At 37.4% G+C, this 16,436-nt stretch carries 18 protein-coding genes, 1 pseudogene and 1 other annotated feature (1 of these 20 only partly in view); of the genes and pseudogenes, 2 read left to right on the top strand and 17 right to left on the bottom strand.

From position 1 onward, the window contains the following. Positions 1-55: 55 nt before the first annotated feature. The 10 genes and pseudogenes from queA to nadB form a co-directional block, all read right to left on the bottom strand. The gene (gene queA, locus LC095_RS00525; protein ID WP_226526342.1) at positions 56-1,084 is read right to left on the bottom strand and encodes a tRNA preQ1(34) S-adenosylmethionine ribosyltransferase-isomerase QueA; all 1,029 of its coding nucleotides are present in this window, start codon (positions 1,082-1,084) and stop codon (positions 56-58) included. A gap of 43 nt (positions 1,085-1,127) precedes the next feature. Beyond that, positions 1,128-1,328, bottom strand: a complete 201-nt coding sequence (locus LC095_RS00520; protein WP_226526341.1) for a DUF2905 domain-containing protein — start codon at positions 1,326-1,328, stop codon at positions 1,128-1,130. Next, positions 1,321-2,325, bottom strand: coding sequence for a Holliday junction branch migration DNA helicase RuvB (gene ruvB / locus LC095_RS00515; protein WP_226526340.1), 1,005 nt, complete (start codon positions 2,323-2,325; stop codon positions 1,321-1,323). The genes LC095_RS00520 and ruvB overlap by 8 nt, the downstream gene beginning before the upstream one ends. A 9-nt stretch (positions 2,326-2,334) precedes the next feature. Continuing rightward, complete coding sequence (gene ruvA, locus LC095_RS00510; protein ID WP_026558623.1) at positions 2,335-2,943, bottom strand: Holliday junction branch migration protein RuvA; 609 nt, start codon at positions 2,941-2,943, stop codon at positions 2,335-2,337. A 197-nt stretch (positions 2,944-3,140) separates the two neighbouring features. Then, entirely contained in the window at positions 3,141-3,605 is a 465-nt protein-coding gene (locus tag LC095_RS00505) for a BofC C-terminal domain-containing protein (protein WP_226526339.1), read from the bottom strand. 196 nt (positions 3,606-3,801) lie between these two features. Continuing rightward, the gene (locus LC095_RS00500) at positions 3,802-4,527 is read right to left on the bottom strand and encodes a YhcN/YlaJ family sporulation lipoprotein (RefSeq protein WP_226526338.1); all 726 of its coding nucleotides are present in this window, start codon (positions 4,525-4,527) and stop codon (positions 3,802-3,804) included. A 1,338-nt stretch (positions 4,528-5,865) separates the two neighbouring features. Further along, a pseudogene (gene safA / locus LC095_RS27210) lies at positions 5,866-6,016 on the bottom strand (SafA/ExsA family spore coat assembly protein); the annotation flags it as partial. Between the two features lie 309 nt (positions 6,017-6,325). Further along, positions 6,326-7,426: a quinolinate synthase NadA gene (gene nadA, locus LC095_RS00490; protein WP_413467442.1), complete on the bottom strand. Its 1,101-nt coding sequence runs from the start codon at positions 7,424-7,426 to the stop codon at positions 6,326-6,328. A gap of 21 nt (positions 7,427-7,447) precedes the next feature. After that, positions 7,448-8,278 (bottom strand): carboxylating nicotinate-nucleotide diphosphorylase, encoded by an 831-nt coding sequence (gene nadC / locus LC095_RS00485; RefSeq protein WP_226526335.1) that lies wholly within the window; start codon positions 8,276-8,278, stop codon positions 7,448-7,450. A 1-nt stretch (position 8,279) separates the two neighbouring features. Continuing rightward, the gene (nadB, locus tag LC095_RS00480; RefSeq protein WP_226526334.1) at positions 8,280-9,830 is read right to left on the bottom strand and encodes an L-aspartate oxidase; all 1,551 of its coding nucleotides are present in this window, start codon (positions 9,828-9,830) and stop codon (positions 8,280-8,282) included. A gap of 115 nt (positions 9,831-9,945) precedes the next feature. On the opposite strand from nadB, the gene LC095_RS00475 reads away from it, so the two are divergent. Both LC095_RS00475 and LC095_RS00470 read left to right on the top strand, forming a co-directional pair. Then, positions 9,946-11,073, top strand: coding sequence for an IscS subfamily cysteine desulfurase (locus tag LC095_RS00475; RefSeq protein WP_226526720.1), 1,128 nt, complete (start codon positions 9,946-9,948; stop codon positions 11,071-11,073). A gap of 12 nt (positions 11,074-11,085) precedes the next feature. Continuing rightward, entirely contained in the window at positions 11,086-11,634 is a 549-nt protein-coding gene (locus LC095_RS00470; protein WP_226526333.1) for a transcription repressor NadR, read from the top strand. An 80-nt stretch (positions 11,635-11,714) separates the two neighbouring features. Here the strand turns inward: LC095_RS00470 and pheA are convergent, their stop codons facing one another. From pheA to rplU, 7 genes are all read right to left on the bottom strand, one after another. Next, on the bottom strand, positions 11,715-12,593 hold the full coding sequence (pheA, locus tag LC095_RS00465; RefSeq protein ID WP_226526719.1) for a prephenate dehydratase: 879 nt from the start codon (positions 12,591-12,593) through the stop codon (positions 11,715-11,717). 20 nt (positions 12,594-12,613) lie between these two features. Then, on the bottom strand, positions 12,614-13,057 hold the full coding sequence (locus tag LC095_RS00460) for an ACT domain-containing protein (RefSeq protein WP_026558616.1): 444 nt from the start codon (positions 13,055-13,057) through the stop codon (positions 12,614-12,616). Between the two features lie 166 nt (positions 13,058-13,223). Then, entirely contained in the window at positions 13,224-14,507 is a 1,284-nt protein-coding gene (gene obgE / locus LC095_RS00455) for a GTPase ObgE (protein ID WP_226526332.1), read from the bottom strand. 51 nt (positions 14,508-14,558) lie between these two features. Beyond that, complete coding sequence (locus LC095_RS00450; protein WP_226526331.1) at positions 14,559-15,122, bottom strand: Spo0B C-terminal domain-containing protein; 564 nt, start codon at positions 15,120-15,122, stop codon at positions 14,559-14,561. Positions 15,123-15,431: 309 nt separating this feature from the next. Further along, complete coding sequence (rpmA, locus tag LC095_RS00445; RefSeq protein ID WP_026558613.1) at positions 15,432-15,722, bottom strand: 50S ribosomal protein L27; 291 nt, start codon at positions 15,720-15,722, stop codon at positions 15,432-15,434. A gap of 18 nt (positions 15,723-15,740) precedes the next feature. Further along, positions 15,741-16,073, bottom strand: coding sequence for a ribosomal-processing cysteine protease Prp (locus tag LC095_RS00440; protein WP_226526330.1), 333 nt, complete (start codon positions 16,071-16,073; stop codon positions 15,741-15,743). A gap of 11 nt (positions 16,074-16,084) precedes the next feature. Beyond that, positions 16,085-16,393: a 50S ribosomal protein L21 gene (rplU, locus tag LC095_RS00435; RefSeq protein ID WP_226526329.1), complete on the bottom strand. Its 309-nt coding sequence runs from the start codon at positions 16,391-16,393 to the stop codon at positions 16,085-16,087. A 12-nt stretch (positions 16,394-16,405) separates the two neighbouring features. Next, positions 16,406-16,436: a sequence feature (ribosomal protein L21 leader region), on the bottom strand (it continues 49 nt past the right edge of the window).

The raw sequence follows: 16,436 nt of genomic DNA, 5'->3' as shown, positions 1-16,436 counted from the left end.
TTTCCTCCTTAAACCAAGAAGTACGAAAGCACCTCTTATATAACACCATTTTTATTTAAATGATCAGCATCGCATCTCCAAAACTAAAGAAGCGATATTTCTCTTTTACAGCTGTTTCATACGCATTTATTACATATTCTCTAGATGCTAAAGCACTTACTAACATAATCAGCGATGATTTAGGAAGGTGAAAGTTTGTAACCATTCCATCTATTCCTTTAAATTCATAGCCTGGATAAATGAAAATATTCGTCCAGCCACTCTCTGCAACAAATTGACCATTATGCTTAGATGCAATCGTTTCAAGCGTTCTCGTAGAAGTTGTTCCCACTGTGATAATTTTTCCGCCATTAGATCTTACGTTATTTAACAATGCAGCTGTTCCATCGGTTACTTGATAAAATTCTGCATGCATTTCATGCTCTTCTACCGTATCTGCACTTACCGGACGGAAAGTTCCTAAACCAACGTGTAAGGTAATAAAGGCGATATGTACTCCCTTTTCTTTTAACTGGTCAAGAATTTCCTCTGTAAAATGCAACCCAGCAGTTGGAGCAGCTGCAGAACCAATTTCACGCGAAAAAACAGTTTGGTAACGTTCACGATCATCTAATTGTTCTTTTATATAAGGTGGTAAAGGCATCTCTCCTAATTTCTCAAGCACTTCATAAAAAATACCTTCATATTCAAACTTCAGCAAACGGCCGCCATGATCACTAGTTCCGACACATGTTGCTTTCAGGTTACCGGAACCAAATGTAATAACAGTACCATCTTTTACCCTTTTCGCTGGTTTTACCAGTGTTTCCCATATGTCATCTTCCTGCTGCTTTAGTAATAATATTTCGATGCTTGCACCTGTATCTTCCTTGATACCGAATAACCGTGCCGGCATCACCCTGGTATTGTTTAATACTAAGCAATCACCCGCTTGCAAATAATTAATAATTGATTTAAACGATTCATGTTTAAGTTCACCATTATCTTTTTGAAGAACCATTAGTCTTGACGCATCACGTTCTTTTAATGGAACTTGTGCGATTAATTCTTCAGGAAGATGAAAATCAAATAATTCTACTTTCAAACCATTCACCTAATTTCTAACTTACTTATTTAACATTATTTTTTTATTTAAATCGACCAAAAAACGAGAAAACAACGGATAGAATAATACTAACCACAATACAAGTTACGATAGGGAAAAAGACTGTTGTATTTCCTTTCTTAAACACAATATCACCTGGTAGTTTTCCAATAAACTGCAGAAAAAATCCAAGTACTAGAAGGATTCCGCCAATAATCATTAATACTTTTGGAATATCAATCATGATGAGGGGCCTCCATTTGAAAATGTTTATAAACGAGATCTGTAACAATTCTTCCCCTAGGTGTTCGTTGCAGGAAACCTATCTGTAATAAGTAGGGTTCATATACATCCTCAATTGTATGTGATTCTTCTCCTATTGTTGCCGAGATTGTATCAATTCCAACCGGTCCGCCACGAAATTTCTCAATAATTCCTAAAAGTAATTTGTGGTCAATATGATCAAGACCAAGTTTATCTACCTGAAGTCGTTCAAGTGCATCCACCGCTAATTCGGTTGAGATAGTTTCTTCACCCATTACTTGTGCAAAATCTCTCACCCTCTTAAGAAGTCGATTGGCTATTCGTGGTGTTCCTCTTGATCTTCTGGCCATTTCAATCGCTGCTTCGTGTTCCAAACCAATATCAAAGAGATCAGCCGTTCTTTCAATAATATAAGCTAGTTGGTTCTCATTATAATATTCCAGCCTGCTTAAGACACCAAATCGATCACGAAGCGGAGCTGTTAAAAGACCCACTCTTGTTGTTGCACCGATTAACGTAAATGGAGGGAGATCCAACCGGACAGATCTTGCTGTTGATCCTTTACCAATGACGATATCCAAGCAAAAATCTTCCATTGCAGGATATAAAACTTCCTCAATTGATCGATGCAAACGATGAATTTCATCAATAAATAAAACATCACCTGGTTCGAGAGCAGTTAATACGGCTGCCAAATCACCCGGTCTCTCGATCGCCGGTCCAGATGTAGTTCTTATATTAACACCCATTTCATTGGCAATAATGGTTGCCAATGTTGTTTTCCCTAAACCTGGTGGTCCATATAAAAGGACATGATCAAGTGTCTCACTCCGCATCTTAGCTGCTTCAATAAACACTCTTAAATTTTCCTTTACTTTATCTTGACCAATATACTGTGACAGTGATTGTGGTCTTAAGGTTTGTTCTATATAGGATTCTTGTATATCCGCTTCACCCGAAACAAGGCGTTCATCCATGTTATCACCTTACTTTAATAGCTTTTGCAATGCTTTTTTTACATATTGATCTGTTGTTAACGTTTCTTTTTGTAAGGATGGAACAATTTTTTTAATCTCTCGTTCAGCATATCCCAGCACTTTCAACGCTTCTATTGCTTCGTTCAATGCATGATTTGCAGACTCTTTATACTCTATTTCTTCATGGTTAAAGAGATCCGGGGAATATAAGGCAGCCACATCGGCAAGCTTTCCTTTTAAATCCAGAATTATCTGACGTGCTGTCTTTTTTCCAACTCCGGGGAATTTCACTAAAAACGTGTCATTTTCATTTTCAATTGCCTCTATAACCTGGGATGGATTACCAGATGCTAAAATGGCCAACGCTCCCTTTGGTCCAATACCGGTTACATTCAATAATTTCATGAACAGTGCTTTTTCTTCCCTGGAAGAGAACCCGTATAACGCTATTAGATCTTCTCTAACATGTTGATATGTATAGACAATCGTTTCTTCTTTACGACTTTTTGTATAACTAAAAGGATTTGGGGCATGTATCTGGTATCCAATTCCATGATGATCGATCACGATATACTCAGGAGTGATATGATCCACAAATCCTTTAACAAATTCAATCATTTCCTCACCTCTTGTGACTGTACCTCATTGTGTCAAATCATTTCCTTCATCAGAAGAATGTCAGCGCACAATTGTTCTCATCATTATATCATACCATTAATAACAGTTAGTTTGTATTCCAAAATCGTTAATTTTTCTTAAAGAACAAAAAAAGCTAACCCGATATTTATCTCTCAGATTAGCGTTTGTAATGACAATTACTTTTTTTCAATCTTTGAATAGGTTTCATATATTTTTAACACTTCCAGATATTGATCTTTTGACTCAATTCTTATCCCTTCCATTAACTCATCGTGCTTATGGCTCTCCAATTTTTCCACATCTATTTGAAAAAATGACTGTATAATATCATTAGAACCAGGTCTCCCATTAAAAATCGAAAATATACCTTCACCAGTAATGCCAAAATATCCATTTGCTTTTAATAATGGTGATATATCATCAATTTCTCTCTGAAAAACTATACTTTCCCTATTATGATCAAGTAGTTGCCAATCAGAATACATTTCCACTATTTCCCTTAAAGAAGTTACTTTCTCCTGGATAACTTCTTCACTTATCTCTCCATCTAAATATTTTCTTTGTAACACAACTTTTACAGATAAAGGATATTGAAAACTATTTTCTTCTGCCATAACAGGCACGGTAGTATCTATGCTCATGAAACTAATAAGGAGAAAAACAACAAAACTACTTACAGTTAGGATGTGACTGTGATAAGACATTCTCACCTATCTCACCTCATTCAAATAAATTCACATGCAATCATTTATTATTGTAGCCATAAGTAGAAATTTTAACCAAAAGAAACCAAAACTAAAGTAAAAAACAAGAGGCGACGGCCTCTTGCTTTTTATATTAGCGGTTGTTTCCATTAAAAGGACGTTGAACAGCATTTCCAAGATCGTTTAGTAATTTGTTCATATCAGTATCAATGACATCTTTATCGACTCCGTTTTGAATATCATTATCGATGTTACGAACACGGGTAAATGTCCCTTCATCTGTTACAACTTGAACGTTTCTTCCATTGGCCATTTTACGTATTTGACTTGTAATTTTCGCCTTCATAACTTGATTATTTTTATCATTAGAATCAACGGCCACTAACACATTATCATCAGTTACTAATACTCGTGCATTATCAACATTGTCCATTTTTTCAACCGCATTTTTTATTTTTTGAGCAGCCTTGCCATCACCGCGATTATAATAACCAACTTCATTTAAATGTCTATGATAATTCGCATCACCATTACTATAGCGATTATCACGAACAAGACCGGCATCCCTGTCTCCTAGTGGAACTGTAGGATTGCTTATATTTCGGGTGTTATTTCTATTATTTACTTGGCGAAAATAATGATTTCTATTATCACCATCGTTCATCCCATCCATCATCTCAGTAACAGGACCTTCATTATCTGCTCCATTTGTATCTTCGTTTGTATAGTACCCTATCGGTTGAGCTTGATTAGTATTTCTCGTATTTTCTACCGCACCTTGATCTCCATTACAAGCGGTTAAACCCGTTGTTAATAGGGCAATGGCAGTTAAAGCTGAAGTATTTTTACCTTTTGTCAAAACAACAACCTCCCTGGAATATACATACAAGAGTTATGAGCATAAGACATGCTCTATACTATCTTGTACTTTAATAAGGGAGATGACTCTGTTAGTTATCGGTAAGACGATTAAATTTATGGGAAGTGAAAAAAACAGGAGTAAGAGAACCCCTGCTTCACGCTCACGTTTATTTTTAATCTTCATCTTCCTCACGATCATAATTCGGCATCCCAAACATTTGACCACCTGCACCCGGCATTTGTTGCGACGGATTAAATCCATACTGCCCATATGGTGCAAATGGTTGTGGTGCCATCATAGGCTGCTGACCATAGTAAGGTTGCGGTGCCATCATGGGCTGTTGTCCGTAATAAGGTTGCTGCATCGGCATCTGATAGCCATATGGTGCTGGTGCCGGTCCACCGCATCCACAATCTCCCTGATCATACGCAGGAGCCACTGCGTGCGGGTATGGTTGATTCTGCATATTTGAGTGATTTTCATAATCATCATCAGGTGCTTCACCATATGCTCCTAATACCTGATTTGGATACCCTCCAAATCCCGGTCCCGGCATTACAGGTGAAACAGGTACTCCGGCATATGGATTAACCGGGAAGCCCGGTCCATAATGAGCAGGAGCGATTCCTTGAGGATATGGCATATTTGGCATACCCGCGTGATCTTCATAATCATAATCATCATCGTCGTCATCGTCAAATTCAGCCGGGCTAACTGCTGTTGGGTAGGGCTGCGGCTGAGTTGGCGGCATCATTGCCGGATTATAACCATACGGCATCGGATGCATTGGATAATAAGGCGGACAAAGTCCTGAACCCGGTAAAACTGGCGATACTGGAACCATGTACTGTGGTGCAACATATTGCGGTTGATACATGGCAGGTTGCGTTTGTGTTGGCATCTGCATATTCGGAATGTTCGGCATGTTTGGTATATTCGGCATATTTGCCATATCTTTTAAATCCTCCTCATGTTTTTCTTCTGGTAAGTAATATGGCTCTGCTTTTTCTACTTCTGCCTCTTCTTTTGTCATTTCAGGTAACACATTTGCCGGCTTTTGTGGTAAAGGTGGATTAGCCATATTTGGCATCATCGCCATATTCACCGTATAATAATTATTCACATCCATTCCAGTATATACCGGATGTTGAGCATTAGGTACAGGAGGTATAAATGGTTTTGATGGTTTTTCTGTTACAGGCTCTTTTGGAACTGTATCTTCAACATCAACAACTGCCTTTGGCTTTTCTTTTGCAAATGGATGCTCAGCTTTCGGCATTTCCTTCTTAATTGGTGCAGCTTGTTGAATCGGCGCTTCTTTTTTCACTGCAATATTTCCAGAAGGTACTTTAATTTTCATGCCTGGCATAATTAAATCCGGGTTACTTAATTGTGTATTCATACTCTTTAACTCTTCAAAATCAACCCCATATTTTTTAGCAATTTTCCATAAAGTATCGCCTTTTTGGACAATATGAATTTTCAACGCTTTCCCTCCTAAGCAAAGAAATAAATCTACCATCATTTATTCATGATGGAGGAATGAACATAATGATTTTCTTCTTCCAATTCATTGATTTCATTATGTTGAGCAAGTTATAAACAAATGATAATGCCAACAATCTTCATAACAATTTATGAATTGAAAGTGGTGAATATGATAAAAATACTTTTAAAAGTGGATAAACCTATAAAAACAAACTTATTAACATGCATATGAAGATGGCGAAAGAAATATTAACCAAACTCAAAAAGAACCGGCCACTTCAATTTTAGTGGTCGGTTCTTTTCTCTCTTATACATTCGCTAACATACGATCTAAAGCCAAGACAGCATCCTTTGTTATATGGTTCGGCACTGTAATTTGATTAATAATTTCGCCATTTTCCAGACCTTCTAACGTCCATAAAAGGTGCGGTAGATCAATACGATTCATTGTTAAACATGGGCACATAAAAGGATTTAGAGAAACAACCCTTTTGTTTTCGTGGTTTTGAATTAATCGGTTTACAAGATTCATCTCTGTTCCTATCGCCCATTTTGTTCCTTCTTCTGCCGCTTCTATCATATCAATAATATACTTTGTGGATCCCGCATAGTCAGATAACTCCACAACTTCACGGCTGCATTCCGGATGAACAATAATCTTCATATCCGGTTCTGTTTTACGGATATGCTCAATATTTTTTACTGTGAAATTTTCATGGACCGAGCAGTGGCCTTTCCAAAGAATAACAACAATATCGTCTACATTTCCACTATACTCAAGCTCATTTGTAATCGGGTTCCATATCGCCATTCGATCTAATGGAATTCCTAAATCAAACGCAGTATTTCTCCCTAGATGCTGGTCTGGTAAAAATAAAATTCTTTCTTTTTGCTTAAAGGCCCACTCCAGCATTTTTTTTGCATTGGAAGAGGTGACCGTTGCTCCACCATTTTTTCCAACAAAAGCTTTAATAGCTGCTGTGGAATTAACATATGTTAAAGGTAATATTGTATCTCCAAAAGTATTTTGAAGTTTTTCCCATGCACGATCTGTTTGTTCAATATCCGCCATATCTGCCATAGAACAACCTGCCCTCATGTCAGGGAGAATGACTTTTTGATTTTGGGATGTAAGCATGTCCGCTGTTTCAGCCATAAAGTGAACACCGCAAAAAACAATAAATTCTGCTTCTTTATTTAATGCTGCCGCCTGTGCCAGCTGCAGGGAATCTCCAGTTACATCGGAAAATTGGACAACTTCATCTTTTTGATAGTGATGTCCTGGAATATAGAGCTTTGAGCCAAATTTTTGCTTTATTTCGAGGACTCGTTGTTCCATTTCCTCTATTGTTAAGTTCTTATAGGTTTCAGGCATCATTTCTCTTTTTTCATGTTCTAAAATATCCAGTAATTCCATCTTCCATTCCCCCTATTTAACGTTCAAACTAATATCCAACGATTGATAGGAATGAGTCAGCATCCCTAACGAAATATAATCTACATTTGTGTTTCTATAGTCAGCAAGATTATGAAACCCAATACCACCTGATGCTTCTGTAATAATTGATTTTGGCGTGATTTCAACGAATCTTGCCACTTCTTCAGGTGATCGATTATCAAACATAATAACATCTGCTTTTGCATCAATTGCTTCATGAAGTTGTTCTTCCGTCTCAATTTCAACTTCAATCTTTACCATATGGCCTGTTTGATTCCTCACTTTTTTTACTGCGTTTGAAATTGAACCAGCAAACGCAATGTGGTTATCTTTTATCATGACTCCATCGTAAAGTCCAAATCGGTGATTAAAACCTCCACCACAACGTACCGCATATTTTTCAAACATTCTAAAACCTGGTGATGTTTTTCTGGTGTCACAAATTCTCGTGTGATTAGAATTTAGCTTCTGAACAGCTGTATTGGTTAAGGTAGCAATCCCACTCATTCGTTGTAAAATATTCAAGATCACACGTTCTCCACTTAAAATAACAGAAACAGGGCCCCTTATTTCAGCGATAATGTCTCCTTTCTTTACTTTTTCTCCATCTTGTTTTTTTACATTTACTTGAAGATCCGTTTGGAACAAAGAATAACCCATTCCGATTATATCTGCTCCTGCAAAAAGACCATCTTCTTTTGCTAATATAATGGCTTCACCATTGGATTCCTTGTCAAAAACTGTTTGACTTGAGATATCCATTTCTCCAAGATCCTCTAAAAAGAATTCTTCCAACTTCTTTTTTATTTTGATCGTATGCATGTTAAACCCCCACAAACATTTCGGATTTTGTTATCATTACTTGTTTTCTTTGCCAATCATGATCATTTCGTTCAGGATAATCAATTCGATAATGTCCGCCTCTACTTTCTGTTCTTTTAAAAGCAGATGTTGCAATAATCCAACCAATTGTTAACATATTAATGACTTCTATTTCATTTATTGTGAAAGTCTTCACATTGTTTTTTTGAAAAGATATTTGATCTCTGTATTTCTCAAACCACTTTATTGCAAGCATTAATCCTGTAGTAGACCTTTGAATTCCAACATATGTGGTCATGATTTCTTGTATTTGTTTTTTTGTTGGTAATTTTGGCTTTTCATATACTTGTTTAACTGTATTTTTTGTTATTCTTGACTGAGGTACTTCTGCCGATATGGATGAGATATAGGTTGCTATCCTTTTTCCAAACACAAGCCCTTCCAACAGGGAATTACTTGCTAATCGATTAGCGCCATGTACACCCGTACAAGCTGCCTCACCTACTGCAAATAGATGTTGAATATTTGTCTCACCATTCTCATTTGTTTTAATCCCCCCCATTAAAAAATGCATTCCCGGGGCAACTGGGATCTTACCACTTGCTAAATTAATACCATTTTGTTTACAAAGCGCTGTTATTGTTGGAAATCTGGAATTGAAGTTATTTATTGAGGAAATATCAAGAAATACCTGATTTCCTTTTTCCATCTCATCAAATATCGCTCGTGACACTACATCTCTTGGAGCAAGATCTCCTTGATGGTGGATGGTATGCATAAATGCTTCTCCATTTTGTGTAACTAAAGAAGCACCTTCTCCTCTAACTGCTTCAGAAATAAGGCCAACACACTTCCCGTTAATATGAAGCATTGTTGGATGAAATTGGACAAATTCCATGTCTGCTAACTCAGCACCAGCCCGAAAAGCCATGGCGATTCCATCACCGGTAATGACATCTGTATTTGATGTTTGGCCATAAACCGCTCCACACCCTCCACTTGCTATGATGACATGACTTGCAAAATATGAGTTTATTTCACCTTGATTATTTTTCGTATTAACTCCTTGACAACAATTTTGTTCTATTATTAAATCTATCGCTATTTCATTTTCAACAATTTGTACATAAGGTTTTGATTGATAAAATAGAAAACTAGTCAACTCTTTCCCTGTTGCATCTCCGCCAGCATGAATAATCCGATGGTGGCTATGTGCACCTTCTTTACCGAGTAAAAGCTGTCCCTTTGTATCACAATCAAACTTTACACCTCGTTGAATCCACTCGTTTAATTCTCTAGGACCTTCTTGAACGAGATATTCTACGTTTTTCACGTCATTGTGATAACACCCGGCAGCAATTGTGTCCTCGAAATGATTTTTCCATGAGTCATTATTAGCAACTGCTGCTGCAATACCACCTTGAGCAAGCATTGAATTACTTTGTGTCCATGAAGATTTCGTGATTATTTTCACATGTTTATGACGTAGATGGTATGCAACAGTTAGAGCCGCAAGTCCACTACCGATTATAATAACATCTGTTTGAGGCATAGCACCCTCCTGTAATTTACACCTGTCTTGACACCTATATTTACATAAATTTAAAATAATGACAAGAGTTTTTATTTATAGTCCGAAAGATTAAGAGAAACTGGGAGTGAAAAAATTGATCTATTTTGATTACGCTGCAACAACACCAATTAGCGACAATGCACTAAATATATATGCAAAAGCTGCAAAAAATGCCTTTGGCAACAGCAGTAGCCTTCACGATATTGGAGACATTTCGGCACGTACTCTTTCTGCCTCCAGGAAAGTTATTGCAACGATTATCAATGGACATGAGAAGGGAATTTATTTCACTAGTGGCGGCAGTGAAGCAAATATCTTAACTGTCCAATCTTTATTAAATGGTATCCAGCATAAAAAGCACATTATTACAACAACAAATGAACATTCGTCTCTTCATACGTTCTTTAAAAACCTCGAATCAAAGGGCTATGAAGTGTCGTATTTAAAGCCGAATCAGCAAGGTATTATTACACGAGACCAGATTCAAAGTGAAGTAAGTAAGGATACAGCCCTGGTTTCCATTCAGCACGGAAATTCCGAAATTGGTACCATTAATCCTATTGAAGATATTGGCCTATTTTTAAGAGAAGAGAGGGTTCTTTTTCATAGTGATTGTGTCCAAACATTCGGCAAAATACCTATTGATGTTAAACATATTGATGCAATTAGCATCTCAAGCCATAAAATATACGGACCTAAAGGTGTGGGAGCAGCTTATATTAGCCCTTCAGTTCATTGGCAGCCTATTTTACCCGGAACTACACATGAATCAGGCTTCCGGCCCGGTACGGTCGACGTTCCTGCAATAGCAGCTTTCGCTACGGCTGCCGACGATATTTCAAAAGATCAACAAAAGTTGTATGATCATTTTGTTCAATTAAAAAATCACCTTATTGAGTCTCTGAAGCCTTATCACGATAAAATCAGCTTAATAAACGCTCATTTACCATACACACTGCCAAATATCCTTCCCTTTCTTTTTAATGGAATTGAGGGGCAATATGTCATGTTGGAAGCAAATCGTTTTGGTATGGCCATTTCAACAGGAAGTGCATGTCAAGTTGGCATGCAGGCACCTTCACGTTCTATACTGGCTATAGGATATAACGGACAACAAGCGAAACAATATGTTAGAATCTCTTTAGGTAAGGACACAACACTTGCACAAATCGAGAAATTAGGGAAAGTACTGATCAACATCGTTGAAAACTTTCGAAATTGAAAGGAAGATAAAATGAATTCCGGGAAATTACTAGGGGAAGAAAGAAGAAATCTATTACTGGATAAATTATTAAAAGCAAGCAACCCCATTACAGGTGGCGAGCTTGCTGCATTTGCCAATGTAAGCAGACAGGTGATTGTTCAAGATATTTCATTGTTAAAAGCAAAAAACCACCCCATTATCGCAACAAGTCAGGGGTACGTGTATTTAGAAAAAAATAAACAAGATCAGCCATTACATGAGAGACTCATTGCTTGCAAGCATTCACCTTCAGATACAAAAGAAGAATTAAATATTCTTGTTGACCATGGTGTTTTTGTAAGAGATGTCATCGTGGAGCATCCTGTCTATGGGGAATTAACAGCATCTATTAGAGTTGGAAATCGTATTGAAGTAGAGGAATTCATAAAAAAGATCAGCTTAAACAAGGCCTCCTATCTTTCACAATTAACAGAAGGACTGCACTTGCATACAATACAAGCAGATTCGATTGATAAACTTAACCGTGCTTGCCATGATTTAGATAAGGCAGGAATTTTGGTAAAAGAAGAGGATAATTAGCCATAAAAAGGATAGCGCCGCAAAATGAATATTTACCCATTTGCGGCGCTTATTATATGTTTCAAAAAAAAAGGGGATCGTTAGACACCTTCTTCAATTTCCTGGCGAATAAAATAGGCCTCATAAGTACCTAACAGCTTTACTCTGCATCCTAAAGCCTCCAGCTCGGCAATCGCTCCCGGAATCAGAACCTCATCTACTCTCATATCGATATCTATAATAAAGAAATAATTCCCTAAGCCTGTTTTCATAGGTCTTGATTCTATTTTCGAAAGGTTTAGCTTTCGCCATGTAAAAGCCGATAATACTTGATGAAGAGCACCTGACTGATCAGACGGTAACGTCACCATGAGTGTTGTTTTTTCTTTTTCAGCTGTAAGCTTCTTACTAGGATATTTACCATCTACTGATGGATGTACAATTGCAAACCGGGTATGATTATAATGATAGTCATGAATATTTGATTGTACAATCTCTAAGCCGTATTCCTTAGCAGCAAGTTTATTTGCTATAGCTGCCACTAATTCTTCAGGATTATTTTTTACATATTGAGCAGCTGCCCCTGTGCTTGTTGCATAATCATATGTAATCCCCTTAAAGCTTTTATGCAAAAATTTATGACATTGCGCAATGGCATGGGAATGAGAATATACACGAGCGACATTTCTCCAAGCCTCTTTATTAGCAGGATGCACCATAAAATGTTGTTCAATCGGTGATACTATTTCACCGACAATATATAAGGGTTGTTCATGTATTAAATAATCAATCGTTAAATTAACTGAGCCCTCAAGTGCATTTTCTGTCGGCACAACAGCTAAATCAATTTCACCCTCTGCTACAGCATCAATACATTGAGGAATGGTTGAATAGGCAATCTGCTCAATTTCGTCCCCGAAATATGATTGCACAGCTAAGTGGGTAAATGTTGCTCTTGGACCTAAAAATCCTACTCTAATTGACAACTATCTTCAACTCCTTATGCTCCCTGACCTAAAATCTCTACTTTCTCTACAAACTCTAAACGCTTTAATTTCGCCATTAAGTGATTGATATCTTCATTCATTCCATTCGTATTGAGAGATAATGTCACATTGGCTCTCCCCTGTATCGGGATTGTTTGATGAATCGTCAGGACATTACATCCTGCATTTGCAACGACTGATAACAATTGTGAGAGTGTTCCGCTCCGATCTTCTAAATGAAAAAAAAGGGTGATTAATTTTTCTTTTACCATTGTATGAAAAGGGAAGACAGCATCACGATATTTATAAAAAGCACTGCGACTCATATCTACCCGTTGAACCGCTTCTGCAACTGAGTCAACCTTGCCTCGTTCAATTAATTTCTTTACTTCAAGCGTTTTTTTCATTGCTTCCGGAAGTATATCTTCTCTCACTAAATAAAAGGTATCATCCTTCATGTTTTTCCTCCCACAATTTTCTCAATGTAGATAATTTATCACAATATTGGCTAAATTTCTTCTGTTTTCCTAAGAAAAACTGAAGATTTGTCCAAAAATCAACATATGTATGTGGTTCATACGTAAAAAGAGAGCCGTATTCAGCCCTCTTCTTAGTTCTTCTATGTTATTCAACAAATTCAAATTCATAATCCAATAATTTCACGATATCCCCATCTTCAGCGCCACGTGCTCTTAGTGCTTCATCAACCCCTAAGCCGCGAAGCTGTCTGGCAAACCGTCTAACTGACTCCTCACGTGAGAAATCTGTCATTTTAAATAATTTCTCAATCTTCTCACCTGTTAACACATAGGCACCTTCACTATCACGTGTAATAGCGAAATTTGGTTCTTCTTTCTTGAATTCGTAAACCACACGGTTTTCTGTTGCTTCTTCTTCATAAAGCGGGAACTCCGGCGTCTGTTCAATCGCATCTGCTACTGCATATAAAAGCTCACGAACACCATCTCTAGTGATTGCAGAAATCGGGAAAATTTGAACATCTTCATCAAGCTTTTTCTTAAATTCAGCGAGATTTTCTTCTGAATCAGGCATGTCCATTTTATTGGCAACAATAAGCTGAGGTCGTTCTGTTAATCGTAAATTATATTCTTTAAGCTCTGCATTAATTGTTAAATAGTCTTCATAGGGATCTCTTCCCTCTAAACTGGACATATCAATAACGTGTACAATAACACGCGTACGTTCGATATGCCTTAAAAATTGATGACCTAATCCAACACCTTGATGGGCACCCTCGATTAATCCTGGTAAATCGGCCATAACAAAGCTTCGACCATCTTCTGTTTCTACCATTCCGAGATTGGGAACAAGAGTTGTAAAGTGATACTCTGCAATTTTTGGTTTTGCAGAAGATACAACCGATAACAACGTAGATTTTCCTACACTTGGAAAGCCTACCAACCCAACATCAGCAAGAACTTTTAATTCTAAGATTACATTGCGCTCTATTCCGGGCTCACCATTTTCCGAAAGCTCCGGAGCAGGATTTGCCGGAGTAGCAAAACGTGAGTTTCCACGCCCTCCACGGCCGCCTTTTGCAATAACAGCCTGCTGCCCATGTTCTGTTAAGTCAGCAATGATCTGCCCTGTTTCTTCATCTGTCACTACTGTCCCTGGTGGAACTTTAACGATCATCGGCTGTGAATTTTTACCGTGTTGATTTTTTGACATTCCATGCTCCCCACGCGGAGCTTTGAAATGACGCTTGTAACGGAAGTCCATTAATGTACGTAATCCTTCTTCTACTTCAAAGACTACATCCGCTCCGTTTCCACCGTCACCTCCTGCCGGTCCACCCTTTGGAACATATTTTTCACGACGGAATGCAACCATACCGTTTCCACCGTCGCCACCTTTTACATAAACCTTGACCTGATCGACAAACATTTGTCTTCCTCCGTTCTATATAACCCTCATAAAGAAGTATCCTTCTTCAGCTTAGATTCTCGTATCATCCAGTGATACTGTTACTGTTATTTGATATGTACCAATAGTAGTTTCCTCTATACAAATTGGACTATGGTCATTATTTTGAAGCCATGCTGTAACTTGTTCTTTCTCTTTTATTATCCCTTCAAAATCAAAAAAGAAACGCACAGTTTCTCTTGATGTATGTCCAGTATGTAATGTAATACAGACGCGATTTTCACCCGAATAATCAACTACATGATCCAGTATTTCCAAAAACTTTTTACTCCATTGGGTGATTGGTTTATCATATTGAGCAATATTTCTTGTCTCTCCCAGTACCTCATATTCCAATAAAAAATGATGGTTACTCCAATTAAATGTCATCAGGTAACTAGCAAAAAGAGGTAATTGCAAATTACACAGTTTTGATTCCTGTTGTGCTTCAATGACTATCTCCTCGAGAATTTCTTGGACACGATCGTATTTTTGTAAAGAAAGATTTCCCTTAATTAATTGCAACTTGTTCATCCAATCATGACGAGAATGACTTAAAATATTGACTATATCTATTTCATTTTGTTTATTTTCCATACATTTTCTCCTACTAGGTTATTTTCATCAAGGAGTTAATTACCGTATTTAGGCTGTATTAAAAATTATAACAAACATTGTTTTGGAAAAGAGCTTTTTAATAAAAACTTTCTATAAAACATCATGGAAATTTATTACGTATCTTTTGTTTAAAACCGGAGTTAATAGAAGATTAGATATAGAAGCATTATGTAGAAATTTGTTTGTCTTCATTAACTAAAATCCATTTAGGAGTTAGCCTCATGAATAAATGAAAAGAAGTCTTTAAAAAAACTCTAACCTGGTGTTAGGCTAGAGTTTTTCATAAGCTTATGCTTCTTGAGCTACTGGATATACGCTAACTTTTTTGCGGTCACGTCCGAAACGTTCGAACTTAACAACACCATCAACTTTAGCAAATAGCGTATCATCACCACCACGGCCAACGTTTTCACCTGGGTAAATTTTTGTACCGCGTTGACGGTAAAGAATTGAACCACCAGAAACAAATTGACCATCTGCACGCTTAGCACCAAGACGTTTTGAGATAGAGTCACGACCGTTTTTAGTCGAACCTACCCCTTTCTTAGATGCGAAGAACTGAAGATCTAATCTTAACATGAAGTTTCACCTCCTGCTTTATTCATCTGATACCGAGATATATTGTCCATAGTCTCTTTCAATTGTTTGGAGAGAGACAACCATACCCTCTAACAATAATTGAACTTTTTCACTTGCAGATCCGTCGAGATTTGAAGGAAGTTTAACTTGTAAAAATCCTCCTTCTCCACCTTGATCAATTTGTGGTTCAATATTTGTTAGTGAAAGTACTGCATTCACAGCACCAAAGGTAACAGCAGAAGCTCCAGCACAAACAATATCTTTGCCGTATTCATCGAATGCAGCATGTCCAGAGAGTGTGAACGATGTGATAAGTCCCTCATTTGAACGATAAATTCTAGCATTTATCATATCAAATCGCCTTACGCGTTGATTTTTTCAATCATAACTTTTGTGTATGGCTGACGGTGACCTTGTTTTTTACGGTAGTTTTTCTTTGCTTTATATTTGAAAACAGTGATTTTCTTTTGACGACCTTGCTTTTCAACTTTCGCTGTAACAGTCGCACCGCTCACAGTTGGGCTACCAACTTGAACGTTGTCACCACCTACAAATAAAACTTTGTCAAACGTTACCGATTCACCTTGGTCAGCACCTAGCTTTTCAACGTAGATTACTTGACCTTCTTCAACCTTGATTTGTTTTCCACCAGTTTCGATAATTGCGTACATTCTCTGCACCTCCTATAAACTAAGACTCGCCAAAATCAGGTGA

The organism is Metabacillus niabensis (assembly GCF_020524345.1).
Taxonomy (GTDB): domain Bacteria; phylum Bacillota; class Bacilli; order Bacillales; family Bacillaceae; genus Metabacillus; species Metabacillus niabensis_B.
This window is presented reverse-complemented; position numbering and strand designations above follow the sequence as displayed.